This is a genomic window from Acetobacter sp. AN02, from assembly GCF_029759835.1.
Lineage (GTDB): Bacteria > Pseudomonadota > Alphaproteobacteria > Acetobacterales > Acetobacteraceae > Acetobacter.
Genome location: NZ_JAJJND010000038.1, coordinates 1 through 21482, shown reverse-complemented (window position 1 = coordinate 21482; position 21482 = coordinate 1). Strand labels below are relative to the sequence as shown.

Genomic DNA, 21482 nt, shown 5'->3' with positions numbered 1-21482 from the left:
GCACGGCTTCACGCAGCATAAGACAGGTCAGCCTCAGCCCTATGATCCGCAAAATGCCCAACCCGACAGGCTGCTAGCGCAGGATACCCGTGTGACCGACGGAATACCGGCCGGGCTGCGGCCAGACTGTCAGGCCATGCGGTTCCGCCCCGACGGGAATGCTTCTGACGGCGCCTGTTGCCGTGTCGAAGGCATAGACGACATCGTCAAACCGTCCGGAAAGCCATAATGTCCGGCCATCCGCACTGACATTCCCCATATCCGGGCTGCCTCCGCCCGGAATGAGCCAGGTTTTCACAACCTTGTCCGTCGCAAAATCCACAACCACGACATTCCCGTCCGGGCTGTGTCGTTTCCCGTGAATCTTATGCGACCCGCGATTGGCGACGTACATCATCTTTCCGTCGCGGCTCGGATAGAGGCCGTGCGTGCCCTTTCCGGTCGGGATGAAGCCTTTTTCGGTAAAGCTGTCGCCATCGACGATAAACACGCCATCGGCATGCATGTCCGCGACATAGAACTTCCGGCCATCCGGGGAAATCAGGATATCCTGCGGCATTCCGCCGCCGGACAGCTTCAGATATCCGAGAACCTTGTGGTTTACGGTATCCACCTTAACCAGCATGCCGCCGAATTCGCAGGTGAAAATGGCGTAGCGCCCGTCGATCGAGAAATCCGCGTGATTGACGCCCTTGCATTCCGGCGTCTCCACCGAGACCTGAAGCTGCATCGTGTGCGGATCACGGAAATCAAGGCGACGCAGAGCCTCTGCCACGACGATCGCGGATTTTCCGTCAGGCGTGAAATACATGTTGTAGGGATCATCGACTGCCACGTTGGGCCCGGGTCTGCCGGTCCGGGGATCGATGGGCGTCAGACTGCCATCCTGCTTGCCTTCCGCGTTGTTCGTCACCCACAGCGTCCGCAGATCCCAGGACGGCACCACATGCTGCGGGCTGCGTCCGACCGGGAAGCGATCCACCACCTTCATCAGGGCCGGATCGATCACGGACACGTCGTTCGAGCGCAGATTGGGCACGTATATTCTGACGAGATCGTTCTTCAGGACGGGAGAAAGATGTCCTTCCGTCGTCTCGCTGTAGAGATCGGACGGGTTGATCACGGGCGGCATGCCCGGGATGGTCCGGATGGCTGCCGGGCCGGAAGCGGGGGACACCACGGGAACAGGAGGCGCTGCCGGAACGGCCGGAGGAGGCTGAACCGCAGCGGCTGCCGGCACCTCGTCAGCCAGAGCCGTGCCGGGAGATCCGCCTGCGGCCAGACCGCCGCAAAGGAGCATCAGTGCCGCAGTCCGTGCGGGAGTAAGGCCGGTTGCGGCCAGAAGACGCCTGATTTTCATACGTGCAGAACCTCCGGATCACCGGAATAGCACAGCCGCAAGGATCGGCAAGAGCTTCAGGCGGTCCCGAACCGCGCTGCCATCTCCGCCAGAGGCCAGCGGGGCCGGGGCCGCATTTTCAGATCATCCGGAAACGGCAGACCAAGCCGCGCCGTCTCACGGCAGGTTTCAATCGCCGCCCAGGCCACCATGACCGCGTTATCCGTGCACAGACGCAGCGGAGGAGCGGCAAACGGCAGCCCGGCCGCCTTCGCCACCTCCTGCAGGCGGGCACGGATCACACGGTTTGCGGCCACCCCGCCCGCGACCACGAGCGCAGAGGGCGTTGTCATCATGTCCAGCGCCCGGGCGGCCCGATCGGCCATCACATCCGCCACGGCTTCCTGGAAGGAGGCGGCAAGGTCTGCAGCCTCCCGGCGCGGCAGGGCTGTCTGCACATCCTCTCCGATCTGCCGGGCCACCGCCGTTTTCAGACCGGAAAAGGAAAAATCGCAGCCCGGGCGTCCGTGCAGCGGGCGCGGCAGCGATACGGCCTGGGGATTCCCTTCCTCCGCCAGCTTTTCCAGAGCCGGGCCGCCCGGCCAGCCCAGGCCAAGCATCTTCGCGACCTTGTCGAAAGCCTCACCCGCGGCATCGTCGATCGTCCCGCCAAGGCGACGATATTTTCCGACGCCTTCCACGGCGATGCACTGGCAGTGTCCGCCTGACACTAGGAGCAGCAGATAGGGAAAGCCGACCGGCTCCTCCGATGCTCCGGGAAAGCGCGGGGACAGCGCATGTGCCTCGATATGATTAACGGCGATGAACGGACGCCCGGATGCGAGGGCCAGCCCCTTGCTGAAATTCGCCCCGACGATCAGCCCGCCGATCAGCCCCGGTCCCGTGCTCGCAGCGATCGCACCGAGATCACGAGGGGCCAGTCCGGCCTCCGCAAGCGTTTCCCGCACAAGCGCCGGAAGCAGCGCCAGATGTGCCCGCGCGGCAATTTCCGGCACGACTCCGCCAAACATCGCATGCGCGTCCTGAGAGATCAGACGCTCCCCCAGCACATGTCCATCAGGCGCCAGAATCGCACAGGCCGTCTCGTCACATGACGACTCGATGGCCAGCACGGGACCACCTGCCGCAGCGGCCGGTGTGTTCTGCGCGCATGTCAGCGTGACACAGCTATCTGCAGGATGCATCTTTCCTTCACTCCTGCGTGGTAATAAACACGCCCGATGGTTTCCGCACAGCCCTCAGAGCCTGATATGAACGTCGCGCTTCAGAAAATCGCCGCTGAGGCCGCTGCCAGGCAGCAGGCCAGACCGTCGCATCACCGCCGCCTGCTTCCCCTGCGCGTCGGCACGCGTGGCTCTCCTCTGGCTCTGTGGCAGACGCGCGCATTCCTCACGAGACTGACACGTTTCTGTCCGGTTCTTCGCGATATGAACGCGTTTCAGGAGCACCAGATCGCCACCACCGGAGATCAGGTCCAGAATCGTCCGCTGGCGGAAATCGGCGGCAAGGGGCTGTTTGCCAAGGAAATCCATGAGGCCCTGTCTGACGGGCGTATCGATTTTGCGGTGCACAGTCTCAAGGATCTCGAGACCACGCTGCCTCCGGGGCTTGTCCTGGCCTGCACCATGAAGCGGGAAGATGCGCGTGACGTTCTGATCCTCGGACCGCATCTGAAGCCTGTTCCCGGCAAAAGCCCCTTTGACGCCCTGCCTGAGGGGGCGCTGGTCGGCTGTGCTTCCGTCCGCAGGCAGGCACAGATGCTGCATGAACGTCCGGATCTTCGCTTCGGTCTGCTGCGCGGGAATGTGCAGACGCGCCTCGACAAGCTTGCGGCCCGCCAGTGCGACGCCACGCTGCTGGCTCTTGCCGGGCTCCGACGCCTTGGCATGGAGGACCGTGCTTCCATCGTGCTCGAGCCTGACATCATGGTTCCTTCCGCAGGTCAGGGGATCGTCGGCGTCACCGTGCGGGAGGCTGATACCGAGCTGCGCGAACTGCTTTCTGCCATTGAGGACAGCGAGGCCCGCGCCGTCTCCACCGCCGAACGCGCTCTGCTGGCGGAACTGGACGGCTCCTGCCGGACGCCGATCGGCGGCTATGCCCGCATGGAGACGCAGCCCGACGGAGAGCAGGTCCTGCATCTGACCGGGCTCGTTGCCTCTGAGGACGGCACGTTCATGCTCCGGCGCGAGATCAGGGGTGCTGCTGAGGATGCCGTTCATATGGGCCGGGAGCTGGGCCGCAGCCTGCGTGCCGACAGCCCCTCCTCGATCTTCGCCGAATAATCCGTGACGGGCGCCGTCCGGCCCGGCGTTCTGATCACACGCCCGGAACCCGGTCTTTCCGCCACGGCTGAAGCCGTCCGCGCTCTTGGCTGGAACCCTGTTGCCGCTCCGGCGCTGATCATCCGGCCTGCGACCCTGTCCGGGATTACACGACGGTTTCAGGCCGTTCTCATCACGAGCGGGCAGAGCCTCCCTGCCCTGCGGGTGCTCGACTGTCCGGATATTCCGCTTTTTACGGTCGGGGATGCCACTGCAGAACGGGCCAGGGCCGCCGGTTTTACACAGGTGCGCAGTGCTTCAGGGGATGCGGATTCCCTCGCAACCCTGATCCGGCACAGCCTTGATCCGGAGAGCGGCTCTCTTCTGCTGCTTTCCGGAGCCGGTCAGGGGACGGACCTTGCCACACGCCTCAGACATGACGGTTTTCGAATTATCCGACGTGTGGCTTATCGGACACTGCCCGAAACCACTCCTCCTCCCGAAGCTCTGCAAGTCCTTCAAAACGGCGCTCTTACGGCTGTCATGGTTTTTTCCTCAGCCAGTGCGCGGGCCACGATTCTTATGCTGCAGAACCATGCGCCGCAGCTTCTTCCCTGCCTGAGGGGCATTGCCATTTCAGCGCGTGCGGGGAATATCCTGGCTGCAGCGGGTCTGCCTGATGTGCGCGCGGCTTCCCGTCCTGATACCCCCTCAATGCTTAAAGAGCTGGGACAGGCTACGGATATTTCCGGAATCTGACTTGACGGAATCCGACGCGCATATACATTCTTATCCCGCAACAATGTTTTGCCAAATTCTCGTAACGGAGCCTGATCTTGCCACTTTCTGCTCTCGGAGCCTTGCCCCGCAGGTGGTTTCTGACCGGCTCGTCCTTCGCCCTGCTGCCGGCGCTTCTGTGCACGACGACCATCACTCCTGCCTTCGGCGCTGTCGGAAAACACCCGCACACTCACGTTGCAGCCCGCGGAAAACACGCTCCCGGGAAACTATCTTCTGCCGGCACCCCGGCAAGACCGCCCGCTAGGCCGTCTGCCGTCAAAGCCGGGGAAGAGGAGACCGTTCAGGTCTCCACCACGCGCAGGCACGTCTCGCACAGCGCGACTGAGGTCGTCACACGCCGGACCATGGATCATTTCGTGGCAGGATCCAGTCCGATGCAGATTCTGGCGCAGACGACGCCAGGCGTCAGCTTCCAGTCTTCCGATGCTCTCGGGCTCGATACCGTTGCCAGCACTCTTTATGTCCGCGGCTTCAATCAGTCCCAACTCGGTGTCAGCCTTGACGGAATTCCGATGGGCGCACAGGGATTTCACAACTGGTACGGCCTGAATGTCGATCAGATGGAAATCCAGGACAATATTTCCTCAATGACCGTCTCCCAGGGTGCGGGTGCTCTGGATACGCCGTCCGCGCAGACGCTCGGAGGAGCCATCACCTTCACCTCCTCCGATCCTGATGACAAGGCGGGCGGTCGCGTCAGCCAGACCTTCGGCAGCTTTGATCTGTTCCGTACATCAGCCCGCGTGGACAGCGGAATTCTGAATTCCACCGGCACAAAATTCTATGCGGCCTATGCGAGGACCGCACAGGATCTGTGGAAAGGCTACGGCGATCAGCAGGAGCAGCAGGCTAATTTCAAGCTGGTCCAGCCTTTTAAGGACAAAGGCAAGATCACCGCAATTTTCGACTACTCCAACTTCTCCCAGTACAACTTCCTCGGCATGACGAAGAACATGTGGGAAAAGATGGGGCGAGATGCAATTTATCTCAAGCCTGACTACGAAAAAGCCAAGCAGTGGGCGGCCTATGCCCAGAACGGCGGTGTTCCCGCCGGTTATCAGGGCGTTCTGAGCAACGATGAGATCGGCAATTTCGCCTATGACGGAGCGCAGGTACAGAGAAACTATCTTTCTGCCGTGTCCGGCGAATTTCATATTTTCCCCAATGTCGTCTCGAAAACCCTGGCCTACGGACATGTTTCCAACGGTCTGTATCAGGGAACGAACAACTTCCTGATCTCACCTTCCTCCGGTGTTCCGATGGCGGATTCCGCCGGGCATCCGGACGTTCGTCGCCTTGGCTTTACGCAGAGCTTTGAGATCCAGCTTCATAAGAATCTCATCCAGACCGGTATCTGGTATGAAAACAACCGCTTCAACTATCCGATGCGTCTTTATGAGGATGGACTCTACGAGGCCCACAATACGAAAAGCGATTATAAAGCCTCACAGGCGACAAACTGGTGGGCCAACTCCTTTAACACCAACACATTCCAGTTCTATCTTCAGGACACGTGGCACATCATTGACGGGATGACGCTGACGGGCGGCTTCCGTTCCATGACACAGACGACGCATGGCGGCACGACCTATGACAATACGGATGCACTCGCATCTTCGTGGGGGACATATTACCGCCACCCGGTCAATGGCAGCCTGACGGCTTCGGCCGCATTCCTTCCTCACTTCAACTTTGACTATCATTTCATGAAACAGCACGAATTCTACTGGGATATTGCCGAGAACATGCGCGCCTATGACTATGGCGCCACGGCATCCGGCGGTAATCCCTGGGGTGGTCTCGGAACCGCCTCCTATCCGGCGCAGCAGGTCTTTGATGAGAACAAATCCAGGCTCCGGCCTGAGCGGACCTGGAATTATGTTGTCGGCTATCGCTTCACGTCTCAGTACGTTTCAGTCAGTGCCGATTACTATCATACGGATTATTATAACCGCCTTGCCGCCATCACCAGCGGTCCGACCAATAATGCCTACAGTGCCTTTGTGAATGTGGGCCGGGAAGTTGTGGACGGCGCCGATGCCCAGGTCGCTATCCGCCCCTTCAAAGGTCTGGAGATCACCAACAGCTTCAGCTGGAACGATGCCAGATACCAGACGACGAACCTGTCCTATGGCGGGGGGACCGTCAGCCTGAAGGGAAAGAATCAGGTCTATTATCCGAAGTATATGTATAAGGTGAACCTGACCTACACGTGGCGGAACGCGAGCTTTAACTTCAACGCGAACTATCTCTCCGCACGTCCGCTTACCTATACCAACGATGTCAATATTCCGGCCTACTGGGCATCCTCCCTGAATGCCAGTTATGATTTCGGAAAAATCGGTTTCATGAAAAATCTGAAAGCCACTTTTGGCGTCAGCAATCTTTTCGGGCAGAGCTATATCGGCGGTGTCTATGGCGCGGCGGCCGTATCGGGGGACGACAACCCCGTACTGTTCGCAGCGGCACCAAGAGAGTTTTTCGGAACCGTCGCTGCCCGCTTCTGATCGGGCAGACGACAGAAAGTCAGGAAAAGGGGCCGTGTAAAGGCCCCTTTTTTCTGTACTCACGCATCAGATTTTTTTTCAGGACCCAGAGAGGATGGCTCTTCAGGGTATAAAAAAAGCGGCCGCATCGTCAGATGCAGCCGCTTCATCCGGAAGTATGCAGTAAAAATCAGGACGGACTGCGAACGGCCGTTACCTCGATCTCAATCAGCCATCCGGGATTGGCAAGATGAGCAACCTCGAAGGCAGAACGCACAGGCAGATTAGGCTGTCCGGCCGTTCCAAAAAACTTCTTGTAGGATTTCATCATTCCCGCAAAATCAAGCTTTCCCGTGTCTTTGTCAGACACCATGAAAACCTGCATTTTGATGACATCACCCATCTTAAGACCGATTTTGCCGAGCTCTGACTGTATCCGCGTCAGTGCTCCTGCCGTCTGGGCCTCCATATCTCCGTAGGCCCGCAGTGACTTCGGATCGGCCGATTTATCGGATACAGGCGCACCCATTCCGCTGAGATACACTGTTGTGGCACCGGCAGGCACCTCAACAGCCGTCGCAATCGGAAAATGACCGGCGGGATCGACATGACGGATCACGCCCTCTGCCCGTGCCGCACCGACGGAAACGATCCCGGCAGCAAGAACGGACAGTGTATAAGCTGATATTTTCATAGAATCATCCATCTTCCATTGTCAGGTGAGGACTCATCGGAGCGACGTCAGCAGGTTTGACTTCTCCGCTGAAATGGTTGCCGAAATGAGACCGTATGTAGTTCACCACATCCGCCACCTGGCTGTCTGTCAGAAGCCCTGAAAACCAGGGCATGCCACCATGACCATTCAGAATCGTATAAACCGCAAATTCAGGAGACTGCAGCTTTTCATTTCCGGCAAAAGCCGGAAACCCGGCACCCGCCCCCATCGCACCTTTCCCGTCCGGCATATGACAGCCCTGACAGACATGCTGATAGACCTCGGCACCTGTTTTCAGATTTCCCACGGACCCGGCAAGGGAGCTTGCCGTATCAGCGAGGGCCGGAGAAGCCGCCGTCATCAGACCTGATACGGCAAGAAACATAAACCGACGCATCAGGCACCTCCTGCAGCACGCTTGTGCAATGCGGTGATCGCAGCCAGAGACGAGAGAACGGCACCTTCCTGCCAGCATCCGACATAGGACGCATGCTCTCCTGCAAGAACGATACGATTATCCATGGATGTCAGTGTTCCGTAATGCTGTTTTCTCGCCTGCTCGGACCACATGGAACAGCATCCCAGAGTCCAGGGCATCCTGCTCCATGCAAATCCGACGCCGTTGAGGAATTCCTTCCGATACTGGGGATGAATTTTCAGTCCCTGCCGAATGCCTTCCTCAACCCGTTCCTGCGGCGTCATGCCTGCAAAATCATAGGCTGCAGGACCAAACATATAACCGCCAAGCAGCACACCCGGACCTTTGGTGAAAATTCCGGCACTCGGATAGGAAATCTGGCTGATCGGCTGATCCGTGAAGCTGACCCCGCCGTAAATACGGTCATCCTGCTCCCAGAACCTGCGTCTGAATTCCAGCCCGAGTTTGACGGAAGACGCATAGGGGACCGCTGAGATCGCCTCCTTCATTTTCCCGCTGACCTGCACGTCAAGCTGCGAAAGAACCGGCAGAGGAATCGTACAGACGCAGAATTCCGCCTCCTCCGTTTTCATCGCACCGCCATGCGCCATATCGGCATAGGTGACCTTTACGCCGTGGTCATCCTGATGAATGGCTGATACCTTGCAGTTCAGCGTGATCAGATCCTGTACCTGCCGCGCAAATCCCTTGCCGATATTATCCATCCCGCCGACGGGCTGGAACATCGTCGTCTGCATATCCAGCCGTTCGTGAAACGCGATATTGCGCCACATGCCGGATGCCATGACTTCCCCGCGCGGAAGAAGATCAGATGGCACCGGAGCACCGTCAGGACCGCCTCCCTGAGGTTTCTCAAATCCGCGACGAAGAGAGCTGCGATCCCCCTTCGCCCAGGCATTCGTGTCTGTCAGACCAGCCCAGCCGCGCATCGACTCCAGTACATGCTTTTGTTCTTCTGCGGAAACCACATCATCCAGCTTGTGCTGGTTGATCGCCTTGGACAGAAGCTCTGCAGTATATCCGAAAAAATCCGACGCATATTCGCGATACCGCACGGGCTTCCCGCCGAACGCTTTCGTCGAGTGCAGCCAGGTATTGTGGTTGAGCTCGATAAACGGCTCCAGCGCCACGCCGAACGCATTGCAATAGTGCAGCAGGGCCTGATGGTGATAGGGAATCCGCCACGGGCCGGGATTGATATAATTTCCCGGTGCAAACCCGACTTTCTGTGTATGTCCTCCCAGTTCCGTTACGGTATCCCCGCCGCGCAGCGTGATGTTCCGTCCGCCCGCCCGGTTCTGATATTCAAGGATCTTTACGGAATATCCGGCTTTTCGCAGCTCATAGGCCGCAAGCATACCTGCCAGCCCGGCTCCGAGAACGATCACGCGCGTTCCTTTCCGCGCCCCCTTGAGTTCCGGAGCCCCGCGAAAATCCGTACCCATCGCATGGCCCATACTGGTCATTGCCTGATAGAGCCCGGCACTGCCTGCAAGAATACCAATTCTTGTAAGCATCTGCCGCCGTGTTGTGGCCGGCCTCTCAGATCCCATGAAAACACTCCTCCCGGAACATTCGGTCTCTCCCTCATATCCGTTTCTGTCCGGGCATATTTTCACAGAGTTTTTAATAACGCAATCGGAACGATACGATCATGGAATGCAGATATATTCCCGTATCCGGAACGCTGCCTGTCCCGCAGCAGTCAGATCAGTCGTGGCATATGCTTGAAGAATAATTTGATTCCGGAATTACGGAGCATTCCGGTGATATGTAATTCTCCATATATAAAAATTTATTATTAATAAATAATTATATTATTATAATAAATAAAATATTTTTTAAATAACATAATGTATTAAATTTATACAATCATATATATATATATATAAAAAACATAAAAATATATATCTGATGCTTCCGCTTTTTTCTCTGGATTTTTCATCGACAACCTTACCCGACTCAAAAGAGCCTCCCCGCGCAGAGATACGGCGGGCATGAGACGGGGCTGCGCGGAGATGGTGGTCCGGTCCGCGTTCATGTGATCGGCAATGCAACGCTCAGCACGCCTGTGAGATACACGATGCGCTCCCCGCCATATGCGGACAGGTTCCTCGTCATGCAGGGAAATCCGCCAGATCAGAACGGGGATGCGAATACGTCCTCGTCCCGAAAAGGCGGGAAAAAGACTGGTTTGCCGTTCTTATCTGCGAGGATACCGGGCAGACAGCATCCGATCCGGCCTGAAGTGCCCTGGTTCACCTGCCTGACATATCTTGAAATACAGTCCTCTGCCGTCTAGTCTGCGGCTTCTCTCCTCCGGCCATCAGATCCTCATGCACCGCTCACCGGATACTTTTGTCTCCCTCGCCACACCGCATCGGACGCAACAGCGTATCGGGATCGTCGTGCCGTGCTACAACGAGGAAGAGATACTTCCGGATACGTTCCGCCAGCTTCTGCACTTCCTTGAGACTGTCGTGACCGAGGGCATCGCTGGTTCGGACAGTTTCATCCTGTGTGTCGATGACGGAAGCCGGGATACCACCTGGGATCTGATCAGGCAGCAGGCGGCCACAAGCGACCATATCCGCGGTATCCGCCTCTCACGTAACTCCGGTCATCAGCAGGCTCTTGCTGCCGGGCTGAGAACTGCACGGAACTGCGATGCTGTCATCAGCATAGACGCGGATCTTCAGGATGATCTGTCTGTCGTGCGTGACATGCTTACTGCCTGGCGTAGCGGAAGTCAGGTCGTCTGCGGGGTGCGTAAAAGCCGCCATACGGACACGGTCTTCAAGCGCAGGACCGCCGCCATGTTTTACAGCTTCATGCATATCATGGGCGTGGACCTCATTCCCGATCACGCGGATTTCCGCCTGCTTGATCATGACGCACTGCAGGCCCTTCTGGAATACAGGGAGCGCAATCTCTTCCTGCGCGGCCTGATTCCGCTGATCGGATTTTCTGTCACCACGATATATTATGATCGTCTGCCGCGCACTGCAGGAGAGACGAAATATCCCCTGCGACGGATGCTTTCCCTTGCCGTGGAGGGCATCACTTCTTTCAGCATTACACCGCTGCGGATCATCGCCCTGAGCGGCCTTATGATCTCGGGCCTCTCACTGCTTGCAATCATCTTCGCGATCGTCCGTGAACTGACCGGCCATACCGTTACAGGATGGTCCTCGATCGTTTCCGCCATCTTCTTCATGGGGGGCGTGCAGATGCTTTCACTTGGAATTATCGGTGAATATATCGGGAAAATCTATCTCGAGACCAAAATGAGACCCGGATACCACATCCGGGACTCAGTCAATCCGCCCCTGCAGGACTGACAGTCCCGCCATGAAAGCCTGTATCCGGCCGATCCTGATCATCCTGTCATCAGTGCTGCTGTGTGCCTGCGTCGTCTCATGTCTGATGCTGCCTTACATGGCGGTCGACACACCATTCTATACTCTGATTGGTCGCAGCATGCTGCACGATCAGATCCTGCCTTACAGATACATTTTCGATCACAAACCCCTGTTCGGCTTTCTGCTTTACGGACTGTGGGACAGCGTGATGCCGGTGAAAACCGGAATGTTCACGATCCTCGCCCTGGTCTGTGCTGCCGCAACCTCAGCCGTCGCACGTGCTATCTGGAAAACCGGCGGCATCACGCTGTTCCTCATCCTGATCGCAGCCGGGACCTCCTTCGAAATTCTCAGCGGAAATACGGAATCTTTCCAGATATTACTGCAGATTTCCATCCTGTCTCTGCTGCGGACCTCCTCCCTGCCTGGCATCTTTGCGACCGGAATCGCCACGCTTCTGACGATCAATATCAACTACCTGACAGCCGTCTGTCTTTTTGCTCCCGTCCTTTTCCTGCTTCTGACCCGTCCGTCCCCCGTAAAGCGCACAGCTTCCTTCTCGGCCGGATTCATTGCAGGTGCTGCCCTTCTCTTCTCTCCCTATCTCCTTCACGATCCGCAGGCGCTTGCCGATTATTTCCGCCAGCAGAGAAATTTTCTGCACGCCTATGGTGCGGACAGTAAGGAACGTCTGCTCACGCTCAGGACTGCAGCAACCTGGCTTGCCTTCTTCGTGCCGCCTCTGGCTCTGTGGATCAGAAAATATATCGTAAGGGTTCAGGGGAAAATCAGCCGGGACGACCTTCTCCTTCTGATCTGGTTTCTCTCCGGTCTGCCCGCAGCCTGTCTCTCGGGGCATGCTTTCGCGCATTACAACCTGCTGTGGTTCACGCCTGTCGCGATCATGACAGCCAGACTTCTGCAGGACAGCCTCCGGCCTGCCGGTCTGCGGATCGCGCTCATCCCTGCCATTCTGCTGACCGGATTTTCCCTTGTTCAGGTTACGGCGGATAATATCAAAAAATATAAGAGATTTTCCCATATTGATTACAGGCGTCTCTCTTCCCTCACCCATGGTGAGCCGGTCCTCAATATCCGTGCCCGGGAGGCTCTTTTCTATCTGGCGAATATGAAAACTGCCGATCCCTATCTTTTCAGGGAGCATATCGACATCGTATTCGGACCTCATGCCGCAGAACATTATCTCCGGGATCTGAGCAGAAATCCGCCCTTTGTCCTGCTGACATGGGACGGCTGCGGAAACGGGAAGATCGAGGCGCCGGTCTGTGCATATCTGCGCGCTCATTACCGCAAGGCGGAGTCCGTAAAGATCACGAGCCGTTCAGGAAAGATACACTCGCTTTCCTTTGACCTCTATCGGTATACCAGCGATGCTGCCTCTCTGAACCCACAGCCCGGAGCTTCCCCCTGAACTACAGACACGGTTTCCACGCCGGCAATCATGCCGACTGCCTCAAACACGCCCTGCTCACGGCCCTGATCCGTCTTCTGCAGAACAAGCCGGGCGGACTTGCCATTCTGGACACCCATGCCGGCACGGGCCGCTATCGTCTTGACGGTGAGGAGGCCGGGCGCACTGGGGAATGGAAGGACGGGATCGGTCGTCTGCTGGATATCTCCCCCGAAGATCCCGCTCTGGCGCACTGGCTGGGGCTTGTCCGGAACCGCGGTCCGCAGGTCTATCCCGGCTCTCCGGATATTGCCGCGGGGATGCTGCGCCCGCAGGATCGTCTCGTCTGCTGTGAGCTTCATCCTGAGGATGCCGCCACGCTCCGCCGTCTTTTTCGCGGCAATCCGGCTGTTGCCGTGCATGAGCGTGACGGATACGGCGCCATCAGAGCCCTGTGGCCCGTCCGGGGCTTTACGCGCGGTCTGATCCTGATGGACCCCCCTTTCGAGAAATCAGACGACTTCGAACGCCTTGCGGAAGCTGTCGCGGAAGCCCGTCGCAGGCTGCGAGGGGCCTGTGTCGCCATCTGGTATCCGGTCAAGCACCGCACGCCCGTCCGCAGCTTTTTCGACCGTCTCCGCGATCAGGGCGAGCGTGGTCTTCTGGCGACCGAGTTGCTGCTCCGCCCGCCAACAGATCCTTCCCGGCTGAATGGCAGCGGCCTTCTGCTCATCAACCCTCCCTGGAAATTTGATGAGACGGCGCGGAAAATCACGGATACGCTCGCCCGGCGACTGGGTAATGAGGAGAGCCGGGGGAGCGTGGAATGGATCGTACCGGAATAAGGCATATCTGCATCGCAGGTGCGGGCGCATGGGGCATTGCACTGGCCATTCACGCCGCAGGAACCGGAGCACGCGTCACGCTCTGTGCACGGAGTGTCCCGCAGCGCCTTCCGTCCGGTGCCCTGCCACGCCTTCCGGATATTCCGCTTCCACAGGATGTCAGGCTTTCCTCCGTCCTTCCGGAGGATGCGGATCTCATTCTGGTTGCCGTCCCGATGCAGGCTCTCTCCGGGTTTCTTCCCCTGCTCCCGGACAGCGACGTTCCGGTCGTCCTGTGCTGCAAGGGGATAGAACAGACCACCCTGCGTCTGCCTCTTGAGGTGCTGCACGACTTCCGCCCCGATGCAGGCGGAGCCGTGCTTTCCGGACCGAATTTTGCCGGTGAAATCGCCGCTGGTCTGCCAGCCGCAACCGTCATAGCCGGTCCCGACCGGACACAGGCCTCAGCCATTGCCACGGCTCTCACAACACCGCAGTTCCGGTGCTATGCCAGCGACGACCCGACCGGTGTGCAGATCGGCGGCGCAGCCAAGAATGTCATTGCCATCGCGGCAGGCATTACAACCGGTGCGGAGCTGGGCGAGAACGCCCGCGCCGGTCTGATCACGCGCGGCCTGGCTGAAATCTCCCGCCTTGCCGTCGCCGCAGGCGGGCGTGCCGAAACCCTGGCCGGACTGAGCGGGATCGGTGATCTGCTTCTCACCTGCACGGGAACGGCCTCCCGCAACTTCAGAACGGGTATTGCCCTGGGAAAGGGTTTTTCTCCCGAAGCCGCACGGCAGCAGGCCGGAGGGACTGCCGAGGGCGTTCACACATGTCCGGCTCTGCTCTCCCTGGCCGCACGGCACGGGATACGGATGCCTGTCACGGAGTGCGTCCACGCGATTCTCGAAGGAACCATGACAGCCGCCACGGCGCGCGAAACCCTGCTCAGCCGCCCTGCAGGGATGGAGAATGGCGAAAGCGCCTGAATACCGCCACGGGATTGCCACAGAGGCCTGCTTTAAAGAGATGTAATCCCCTTCTGTCTGCATGGCGCAGATTCCACCCGGAGTTCGTAATGGCCTCTTTCTCAGCTGGTTTTCGTCAGGCCCTGATGCTGACGGGAACAGTGCTGATGTCCGGTCTTGTCCTGGCACGCACGGCACATGCCGAGAGCGGGAAATCCCTGTACGAATCCATATGCGGCTCCTGCCATAAAAACGGCGGTGCTGGCGTTGTCGGCAAGTTTCCTCCCCTGAAGGACCGTGTTGCGGAAATCGCCGGTACGGCTGACGGCCGGACCTGGCTTACGCATGTCGTCATGAACGGACTGACCGGGACCATCACCGCGGGCGGAGAGAGCTATGCCGGATACATGCCCTCCTTCCGCGCCCTGCCGGATGATCAGCTGGCCTCCATTCTCACCTATGTTGCCTCCCTGAGCAGCAGCAGTCAGACCGTCACGTTCACGGCTGATGAGGTGAAAGCCGCGCGCGGTCAGACCGTCACGGCTCCGGATCTCATTGCCGAGCGCAACAGGCTCGCCGCCGTTCATTCCATGCCCTGACCCTGTCCTGAGGTTCCTTTTTCGTTTCCGATCGTTGTATAGAATGCAAAAACCGGGCTGCGCGAAGCAGGAGCCCTTTCCCGACAGATCGCCGCCGGATCGCGAGATGACACAGCCTCAGCCCTTCTGGGAGACCACCGCTCTCAGCGATATGACACATGCCCAGTGGGAGTCCCTCTGTGACGGCTGCGGACGCTGCTGCCTCCATAAGCTCCGGGACGAGGAAGAGGGCTCCGTCTGGTTCACCTCCGTTGCCTGTCGTCTGCTGGATCTCGGGACCTGCCGCTGCTCCGACTATCCCCGCAGACAGCAGAAAATTCCCGACTGCATCAGCCTGACGCCGGAGATGATGGAAGAGGTACAGGACTGGCTTCCGCCCACCTGCGCCTATCGCAGGCTGTATGAAGGCAAGACACTCCCTGCCTGGCATCCCCTGCGCACGGGCCGTCCGGAGTCCGTGCGGGAAGCCGGAATTTCCGCCGCAGGCCGCTGTATCAGCGAGCGTGAGGCGGGCGATCTTGAGGATCATCTGGCAGACTGGCCGGGTCAGGACCCGGCTGAGACCGCCTCCGGACAGACGGAACCGGCAGGGCTCCCATAATGGCCGGACCGGAGACGGAACTGATTCCGCTTGCAGGAAGCTCCGTCCCCGTACGCTGGCATGTGTCCGATCGCGCCCGGCGTATTTCCATGCGCCCCGATCCGCAGAATGTCGGTATTCTCATCACGCTTCCGCGCGGACGCCCCAGACCGGACGGGCTGCGGCTTCTTACGGAACATGCGGCCTGGGTCCGCCGCGTGCTGGCTTCCACGCAGCCCGCCCTCCGCTTTCTTCCCGGAGAGACCTTTACGCTGGACGGCAGCCCGGTCCGTATCGTCGCGCGCCCGGATGCCCGGGGCGGGGCGGGGCTGGATGGCAACACGCTGTGGGTCAGCGGGCGGTCCGAATTTCACACCCGCCGCATCATGACGTTCCTCAGAGCCCTCGCGGGCCGCTCGCTCCCTGCCCGGACGCGCGAGCAGGCCACCCGCACCGGCCTGGTTCCGGCCCGTATCGACATACGCGATCCCGCGGGCCGCTGGGGCAGCTGCTCTGCGGAGCGGCGGCTCATGCTGTCCTGGCGGCTCATCCTCGCTCCGGTGCACGTGCGGGATTACGTCATTATGCACGAGCTCGCCCATCTGAAACACCTCAACCACAGTCCGGCCTTCTGGACGCTTGTGGATCTGATCACTCCCGACCGCAGACGTGCCGAACACTGGCTGAAAACTGAAGGACGCAGCCTGATGAATGCAGGACGCGGGGCTGCGGCCATGACAGACAACGGAGCCTGAGTCCGATGGACAGCACATTCTGGCAGGACAGGTGGAACAACAATCAGATCGCTTTCCACAGCCATCATCCCGAGCCCCTGCTCATCACATATTATCCGGCACTCAGACAGGCCATGCAGCACCGGCCGGCGCCGCATGTTCTCGTGCCGCTGTGTGGCAAGAGCACGGATATGATGTGGCTCCGAGCACAGGGCGCGACCGTTACGGGAATCGAGCTCTGCCGTCTGGCTGTCGAGCAGTTTTTTGCGGAGAACAGACTCACGCCCGTCATCACGCGGCAGGGGGAGCTTGAGTGCTTTTCCACCGATGGCCTCATCGTTTTTGCCGGGAATATTGCAGATCTGACGCCGGATCTCCTTCCTCCCGTGCACGCGGTGTATGACCGCGCGGCTCTGGTCGCGCTTCCCGGGGATATGCGCCCGGCGTACGCCGCCCGCACGATGGCCCTGAGCCGGTGCGCGCCGCAGCTGCTGATCACCTGCGAATACGATCAGAGCCTCCTTTCCGGCCCGCCCTTCTCCGTCACATCCGATGATATTCAGCACTGTTACGGCTCTGTCCTTGATGCTGAGCAGCTTGACCGGAAAGAGATTCCAGGCGGCCTGAAAGGCCGGTGCCCCGCCAGCGATGCCGCATGGCTTCTGACGGCCCGCGCATGATGTATCCCGGTCGCGCGGCCCTCCTGCTTCTCATGGCCTGGATCATCACCCCGGCCGCACGGGCAGAACCAGCCACCCGCAACCAGGTGCTGCCCGGTGTCGGCACCACGGACCGGCGTCTTCCTGTCAGCACGGAGGCCATGCCCTGGAAGGCCGTCGTTCGTGTGCAGACCGAACTCGGCGGGCGCTGTACCGGCTTTCTCATCGCGCCTGCTGTCGTCCTGACCGCCGCGCATTGTCTCTGGATTCCGAAAACCGGCAATTATGTCTTCCCGCCGCACATCCATGTGCTGACCGGCTACAGCCTGGGGCAGTACAGGGACCATGCCCGCGTCCGCCGTATCGTCATTCCACCCGCCTATGTCCCGAAAATCCGGCAGGATCAGACCACCGGACCGGATCGTGCGGTTCTGATCCTCGATCACGCGGTCGCCCGGCCGGACAGCGTCCTGCCGCTGCTCAGGGGCCTGCCGATCTCCGGAGAGGCGGCCATGCTCGGCGGTTATGAACAGGACCGGCGCGAACGTCTGATGGCGGACACGGCGTGCCACATCACAACGCCGCAGCCCCTGCCGGACGGGCGGGAACTTATCGGCCATGACTGCAGCGCTACACGCGGCAGCAGCGGCGGGCCGCTTCTTGTCCGGCAGGATAACCAATGGGTTGCTGCCGGGATCAATGTCCGCGCCTGGACAGAAGATAATGGCGGACTGGCCGAGCCCTGCTATGACGAGCAGGCCATAAAGGACAGCACGACGGGGAACGGACAATGATCAGACACACGCTGCGCGGCCTCGTATGCGCTCTTCCTCTTCTGGCTCTCCCGCCTTCCGCCCGTGCGGACGCGCCCTCTGCCGCAGCTCCGGCTCTGATGCCCTGGCCCGCACATGCGGAATTCTCCGACGGTATGATCGATCCGTCCGCGGGCTTTCGGGTCTCCTGGGACAATCCGCCCTCCGCCCTGCTTGAGCATGCCGCCACACGCTTCCTTCTGCGTGCCGATCGTCTGATCAGCGCCATTCCGAGACATACTCCGGGCACCGCCGCACCGGTGTCCCTGCGTATTATCTGCGGCAACGACCCGGATATGCTGACAATCGACGCGAAAGAAGCCTACAGGCTCCGCGTCCGGCCCGACGGAATAAAACTGACAGCCGACGGCCCGGAAGGTGTCATTCATGGCCTGGCAACGCTGCTCCAGCTCATCCGCCCGGCCCCGTCCGGCGGCGCGGCGCTCACCCTTGCCGATATCCGCGACAAACCCCGTTTCGTCTGGCGCGGCCTGATGATCGACACCTCCCGCCACTTCGTCAGCGTCGATACGCTCAGGCGGCAGATCGACGCGATGGAGCTGGTCAAACTCAACGTGCTCCACCTTCATCTGAGTGACGGGACCGGCTTTCGTATGGAAAGCACGCAGATGCCGGATATCACCCGCAAGAGCACCCACGGCCAGTACTACACAAAGGCGCAGCTTAGCGATCTCGTCGCCCGGGCCGCCGATCGCGGCATCCGCGTCGTTCCGGAAATCGACGTGCCCGGCCATACGCTGGCCCTGCTGCTGGCTCGGCCTGATCTTGCCGCACACACCCCCGTCGATCCGGAGCCGAAAAACAAGAACAACCCCGCACTCGATCCCACTCTTCCCGCGACGCTTTCCTTCATCTCGACCCTCTTTACGGAAACCACGGAGCTGTTCCCGGACCGGTATTTCCACGCAGGCGGAGACGAGGTCGTTTCCGGAGAATGGACGGGCAATCCCCGTATCCGCGCCTTTATGACAGCCCGCGGCTATGCCACCCCGCAGATCCTTCAGGCACAGTTTACCGCCGAGGTTGAAAAAATCCTCGCAGCCGCAAACAGAACCATGATCGGCTGGGATGAGGTCAGTGAGGCCCCGATCCCGGCAAGCGTCGTCATTCAGGTCTGGCGCAGCTCAAAATTCATCGCCTCCGCAACCGATGCCGGGCATCCTGTCGTGGTCTCGGCCGGGTATTATCTCGATCTGCTCCGGCCCGCCTCAGAGCATTATCTCACGGACCCCGAAGACCCCGCCGCCGAAGGCCTTACCCGCGCGCAGACCGCAAAGCGCCTCGCACGCGGAGCCGACCCCGTGCTGATCGCCGCGCTGCAGAACGATCCCGCACCGCCGCCCCTCAGCCGGAAACAGAGAAAACTCATCCTTGGCGGCGAAGCGCCCCTGTGGACCGAACTCGTCACGGACGAGATGCTTGATGCCCGCCTGTGGCCGCGCAGCGCCGCCATTGCCGAACGCTTCTGGTCCTCCGCCGATCTGCGCGACGTGAATGATATGTACCGCCGCCTTGAGCCGGTTGCCGCAGAACTTGAAATCACCGGCCTGCACGCCCGGGCGAACACGATCCGCATGGCCGAACGCCTCGCGCCCGGCGATGCCGGACCGCTTCAGACGCTTGCCGGGGCCACGATGCCTTTGCGGAATTACATGATGAACCGGTACACCGGTCTGAAGAATATTCCGCCGGACCAGATCGCCGGGATCGCCTCACCCGATCCCATGCCCGCCATACGTTTCAATGCCATGGCCGCACGTTATGCCGCCGGAGACCGCAGCCTTGCCGCCTCCCTGCGCGCGCAGCTTCTGATCTGGAAAAATAACGAGCTGTCCTTTGCCTCCTCGGGTCCGCATCTGAAAGGCGCACGCGCGGCCTCTCACACGCTGTCCGTCCTTGCTGGTCTGGGGCTGACGGCCCTGGATCATCCGGGCAGCCCGCCTGATCCCGCAGCGCTTCAGATTCTGGATGATGCCGCCGCCAGGCTGGTGCAGGCTGATGACATGACGGCCGTCTTCGGCATGACGGATTTCCCTCCCGGCGGACTGCTGATGGCCGCAGTGCCCGGGATCCGCTCTCTCATCACCCCCGGAAACTGAGGACAGCCCCATGCAGCTCTCCGGGCAGCTCTCCGGCAAGATCGTCCTTCCCGATCAGGTGATCACAGGGGAACTCACCCTTTCCGACGGGCTGATCCGCAGCATCCGGCCGCTGCACGACGCACCGCCGCAGATCATCCTTCCCGGCTTCATCGACTGTCATGTTCACGGCGGTGACGGTGCCGATACAATGGACGGCGTCGAGGCCATTCACCGCCTCTCGCGCTTCCACCTCACGCACGGCACGACAACGCTCCTGCCCACAACAATCACGCGTCCCTGGAAAGATGTGACGGACGCCCTGCGGGCCATTGCCGAGGCACGGGAGAACCGCCGGGCAGACGGCCCCGAACTTCACGGCGCCCATCTTGAAGGCCCCTTCGTCAGCCCTCTCCGGCTTGGAGCGCAGCCGCCTTTCGCCATTCTCCCGACACCGGAAAAAATTACCGAAGTTCTGGACACCGGCATCGTCCGTATCGTCACGATCGCGCCCGAACTGGAGCACGCAGACACGGCCATTGCCCGCTTCGCCGCCGCAGACGTGCGCGTCAGTATTGGTCATACCACCGCCGGATACGAAGAGACCGAAGCCGCCATCTGCCGTATCTGCAGCGCAGGCGGCACGGCGGGAGGCACTCATCTTTTCAACGCCATGCCTCCGGTGGAAAGCCGCAGGCCCGGTCCCGCGACGGCTCTGATGTGCAGCGATGCCGGATATGCCGAGATGATCCTCGACCTGCATCACATCCATCCGGCCACCTTCCGTCTGACCTCCCGGATGATGCGGGATCGTCTGCTTCTCATTACGGACTGTATGCGCGGTGCCGGGCAGCCTGAGGGGCCGAGTCAGCTTGGCGGACAGGATGTCATGATCCGTAACGGCGCGGCACGCCTTCCGGATGGCACTCTGGCCGGGAGCGTCCTCACCCTGGATACGGCCTTCAGAAATGCCGTGAGAGAGGGCGGAAAATCTCTTCCGGAAGCCGCAGCCCTCACCGCCACGAACGCCGCACGCTATCTCGGTCTTCACGACCGGGGCAGGATCACACCCGGTCTGCGCGCCGATCTGGTGGTCATGGATGAGGCTCTGCAGGTCCGTGACGTGATCATCGCCGGCCGCAGCAGGATATAATATCATACCGTCATATCACCGGTGTCGTGTTGGGAGCTCTAAAAACCTCTTGGCTCCGACCTACGTGTTTAGTCCCGGGGTTTGATGGTGTAATATTTTCACGCGAGTGGAAGGAAGCATTATGGGACAGATACGCCATGGGAGCGCCACGACCACGCACGCCGTGCGAGCAGCAATACAGCGATCGCAGGCTTCGCTCGCGGCGCTGAGCGA

Annotated in this window: 19 protein-coding genes; 14 read left to right on the top strand and 5 right to left on the bottom strand. The window is 60.1% G+C overall.

Annotated features, from left to right (window positions below; translation table 11 throughout):
* Positions 1 to 73: 73 nt before the first annotated feature.
* Both LOC54_RS06415 and tsaD read right to left on the bottom strand, forming a co-directional pair.
* Positions 74 to 1360 (bottom strand): YncE family protein, encoded by a 1287-nt coding sequence (locus LOC54_RS06415; RefSeq protein WP_279313002.1) that lies wholly within the window; start codon positions 1358 to 1360, stop codon positions 74 to 76.
* Between the two features lie 56 nt (positions 1361 to 1416).
* Complete coding sequence (gene tsaD, locus LOC54_RS06410; RefSeq protein ID WP_279313001.1) at positions 1417 to 2544, bottom strand: tRNA (adenosine(37)-N6)-threonylcarbamoyltransferase complex transferase subunit TsaD; 1128 nt, start codon at positions 2542 to 2544, stop codon at positions 1417 to 1419.
* A gap of 36 nt (positions 2545 to 2580) precedes the next feature.
* On the opposite strand from tsaD, the gene hemC reads away from it, so the two are divergent.
* From hemC to LOC54_RS06395, 3 genes are all read left to right on the top strand, one after another.
* Positions 2581 to 3645 carry a hydroxymethylbilane synthase gene (gene hemC, locus LOC54_RS06405; protein ID WP_279313000.1) on the top strand — a complete coding sequence of 355 codons (1065 nt, stop codon included), beginning with the start codon at positions 2581 to 2583 and terminating at the stop codon, positions 3643 to 3645.
* 3 nt (positions 3646 to 3648) lie between these two features.
* Positions 3649 to 4383 (top strand): uroporphyrinogen-III synthase, encoded by a 735-nt coding sequence (locus LOC54_RS06400; RefSeq protein WP_279312999.1) that lies wholly within the window; start codon positions 3649 to 3651, stop codon positions 4381 to 4383.
* A 77-nt stretch (positions 4384 to 4460) separates the two neighbouring features.
* Positions 4461 to 6932, top strand: a complete 2472-nt coding sequence (locus LOC54_RS06395) for a TonB-dependent receptor domain-containing protein (protein ID WP_279312998.1) — start codon at positions 4461 to 4463, stop codon at positions 6930 to 6932.
* A 169-nt stretch (positions 6933 to 7101) separates the two neighbouring features.
* Here the strand turns inward: LOC54_RS06395 and LOC54_RS06390 are convergent, their stop codons facing one another.
* From LOC54_RS06390 to LOC54_RS06380, 3 genes are read right to left on the bottom strand one after another with little or no spacing between them, the layout of a single operon-like run.
* The gene (locus LOC54_RS06390; RefSeq protein WP_279312997.1) at positions 7102 to 7605 is read right to left on the bottom strand and encodes a RidA family protein; all 504 of its coding nucleotides are present in this window, start codon (positions 7603 to 7605) and stop codon (positions 7102 to 7104) included.
* A gap of 4 nt (positions 7606 to 7609) precedes the next feature.
* Entirely contained in the window at positions 7610 to 8023 is a 414-nt protein-coding gene (locus LOC54_RS06385; protein ID WP_279312996.1) for a cytochrome c, read from the bottom strand.
* Positions 8023 to 9618: a flavin monoamine oxidase family protein gene (locus LOC54_RS06380; protein ID WP_279312995.1), complete on the bottom strand. Its 1596-nt coding sequence runs from the start codon at positions 9616 to 9618 to the stop codon at positions 8023 to 8025. Before LOC54_RS06380 ends, LOC54_RS06385 begins: the two co-directional genes overlap by 1 nt.
* 783 nt (positions 9619 to 10401) lie before the next feature.
* Between LOC54_RS06380 and LOC54_RS06375 the strand changes: the two genes are divergently transcribed.
* The 11 genes from LOC54_RS06375 (at position 10402) to nagA (ending at position 21269) form a co-directional block, all read left to right on the top strand.
* The gene (locus LOC54_RS06375) at positions 10402 to 11406 is read left to right on the top strand and encodes a glycosyltransferase family 2 protein (protein ID WP_279312994.1); all 1005 of its coding nucleotides are present in this window, start codon (positions 10402 to 10404) and stop codon (positions 11404 to 11406) included.
* A 10-nt stretch (positions 11407 to 11416) separates the two neighbouring features.
* Positions 11417 to 12859: a hypothetical protein gene (locus LOC54_RS06370; protein WP_279312993.1), complete on the top strand. Its 1443-nt coding sequence runs from the start codon at positions 11417 to 11419 to the stop codon at positions 12857 to 12859.
* Positions 12856 to 13683, top strand: coding sequence for a 23S rRNA (adenine(2030)-N(6))-methyltransferase RlmJ (locus LOC54_RS06365; RefSeq protein ID WP_347709390.1), 828 nt, complete (start codon positions 12856 to 12858; stop codon positions 13681 to 13683). The genes LOC54_RS06370 and LOC54_RS06365 overlap by 4 nt, the downstream gene beginning before the upstream one ends.
* Positions 13665 to 14654: an NAD(P)-dependent glycerol-3-phosphate dehydrogenase gene (locus LOC54_RS06360; RefSeq protein ID WP_279312992.1), complete on the top strand. Its 990-nt coding sequence runs from the start codon at positions 13665 to 13667 to the stop codon at positions 14652 to 14654. Before LOC54_RS06365 ends, LOC54_RS06360 begins: the two co-directional genes overlap by 19 nt.
* A gap of 89 nt (positions 14655 to 14743) precedes the next feature.
* Complete coding sequence (locus LOC54_RS06355) at positions 14744 to 15232, top strand: cytochrome c (RefSeq protein WP_279312991.1); 489 nt, start codon at positions 14744 to 14746, stop codon at positions 15230 to 15232.
* 106 nt (positions 15233 to 15338) lie between these two features.
* Complete coding sequence (locus LOC54_RS06350) at positions 15339 to 15833, top strand: YcgN family cysteine cluster protein (protein WP_279312990.1); 495 nt, start codon at positions 15339 to 15341, stop codon at positions 15831 to 15833.
* Complete coding sequence (locus LOC54_RS06345) at positions 15833 to 16567, top strand: SprT family zinc-dependent metalloprotease (protein ID WP_279312989.1); 735 nt, start codon at positions 15833 to 15835, stop codon at positions 16565 to 16567. Before LOC54_RS06350 ends, LOC54_RS06345 begins: the two co-directional genes overlap by 1 nt.
* 5 nt (positions 16568 to 16572) lie before the next feature.
* Positions 16573 to 17226, top strand: a complete 654-nt coding sequence (locus LOC54_RS06340) for a thiopurine S-methyltransferase (protein WP_279312988.1) — start codon at positions 16573 to 16575, stop codon at positions 17224 to 17226.
* The gene (locus LOC54_RS06335) at positions 17202 to 17999 is read left to right on the top strand and encodes a serine protease (RefSeq protein WP_279312987.1); all 798 of its coding nucleotides are present in this window, start codon (positions 17202 to 17204) and stop codon (positions 17997 to 17999) included. Before LOC54_RS06340 ends, LOC54_RS06335 begins: the two co-directional genes overlap by 25 nt.
* Positions 17996 to 20137, top strand: a complete 2142-nt coding sequence (locus LOC54_RS06330; RefSeq protein ID WP_279312986.1) for a beta-N-acetylhexosaminidase — start codon at positions 17996 to 17998, stop codon at positions 20135 to 20137. The genes LOC54_RS06335 and LOC54_RS06330 overlap by 4 nt, the downstream gene beginning before the upstream one ends.
* Before the next feature lie 10 nt (positions 20138 to 20147).
* The gene (gene nagA / locus LOC54_RS06325) at positions 20148 to 21269 is read left to right on the top strand and encodes an N-acetylglucosamine-6-phosphate deacetylase (RefSeq protein ID WP_279312985.1); all 1122 of its coding nucleotides are present in this window, start codon (positions 20148 to 20150) and stop codon (positions 21267 to 21269) included.
* Positions 21270 to 21482 lie beyond the last annotated feature (213 nt).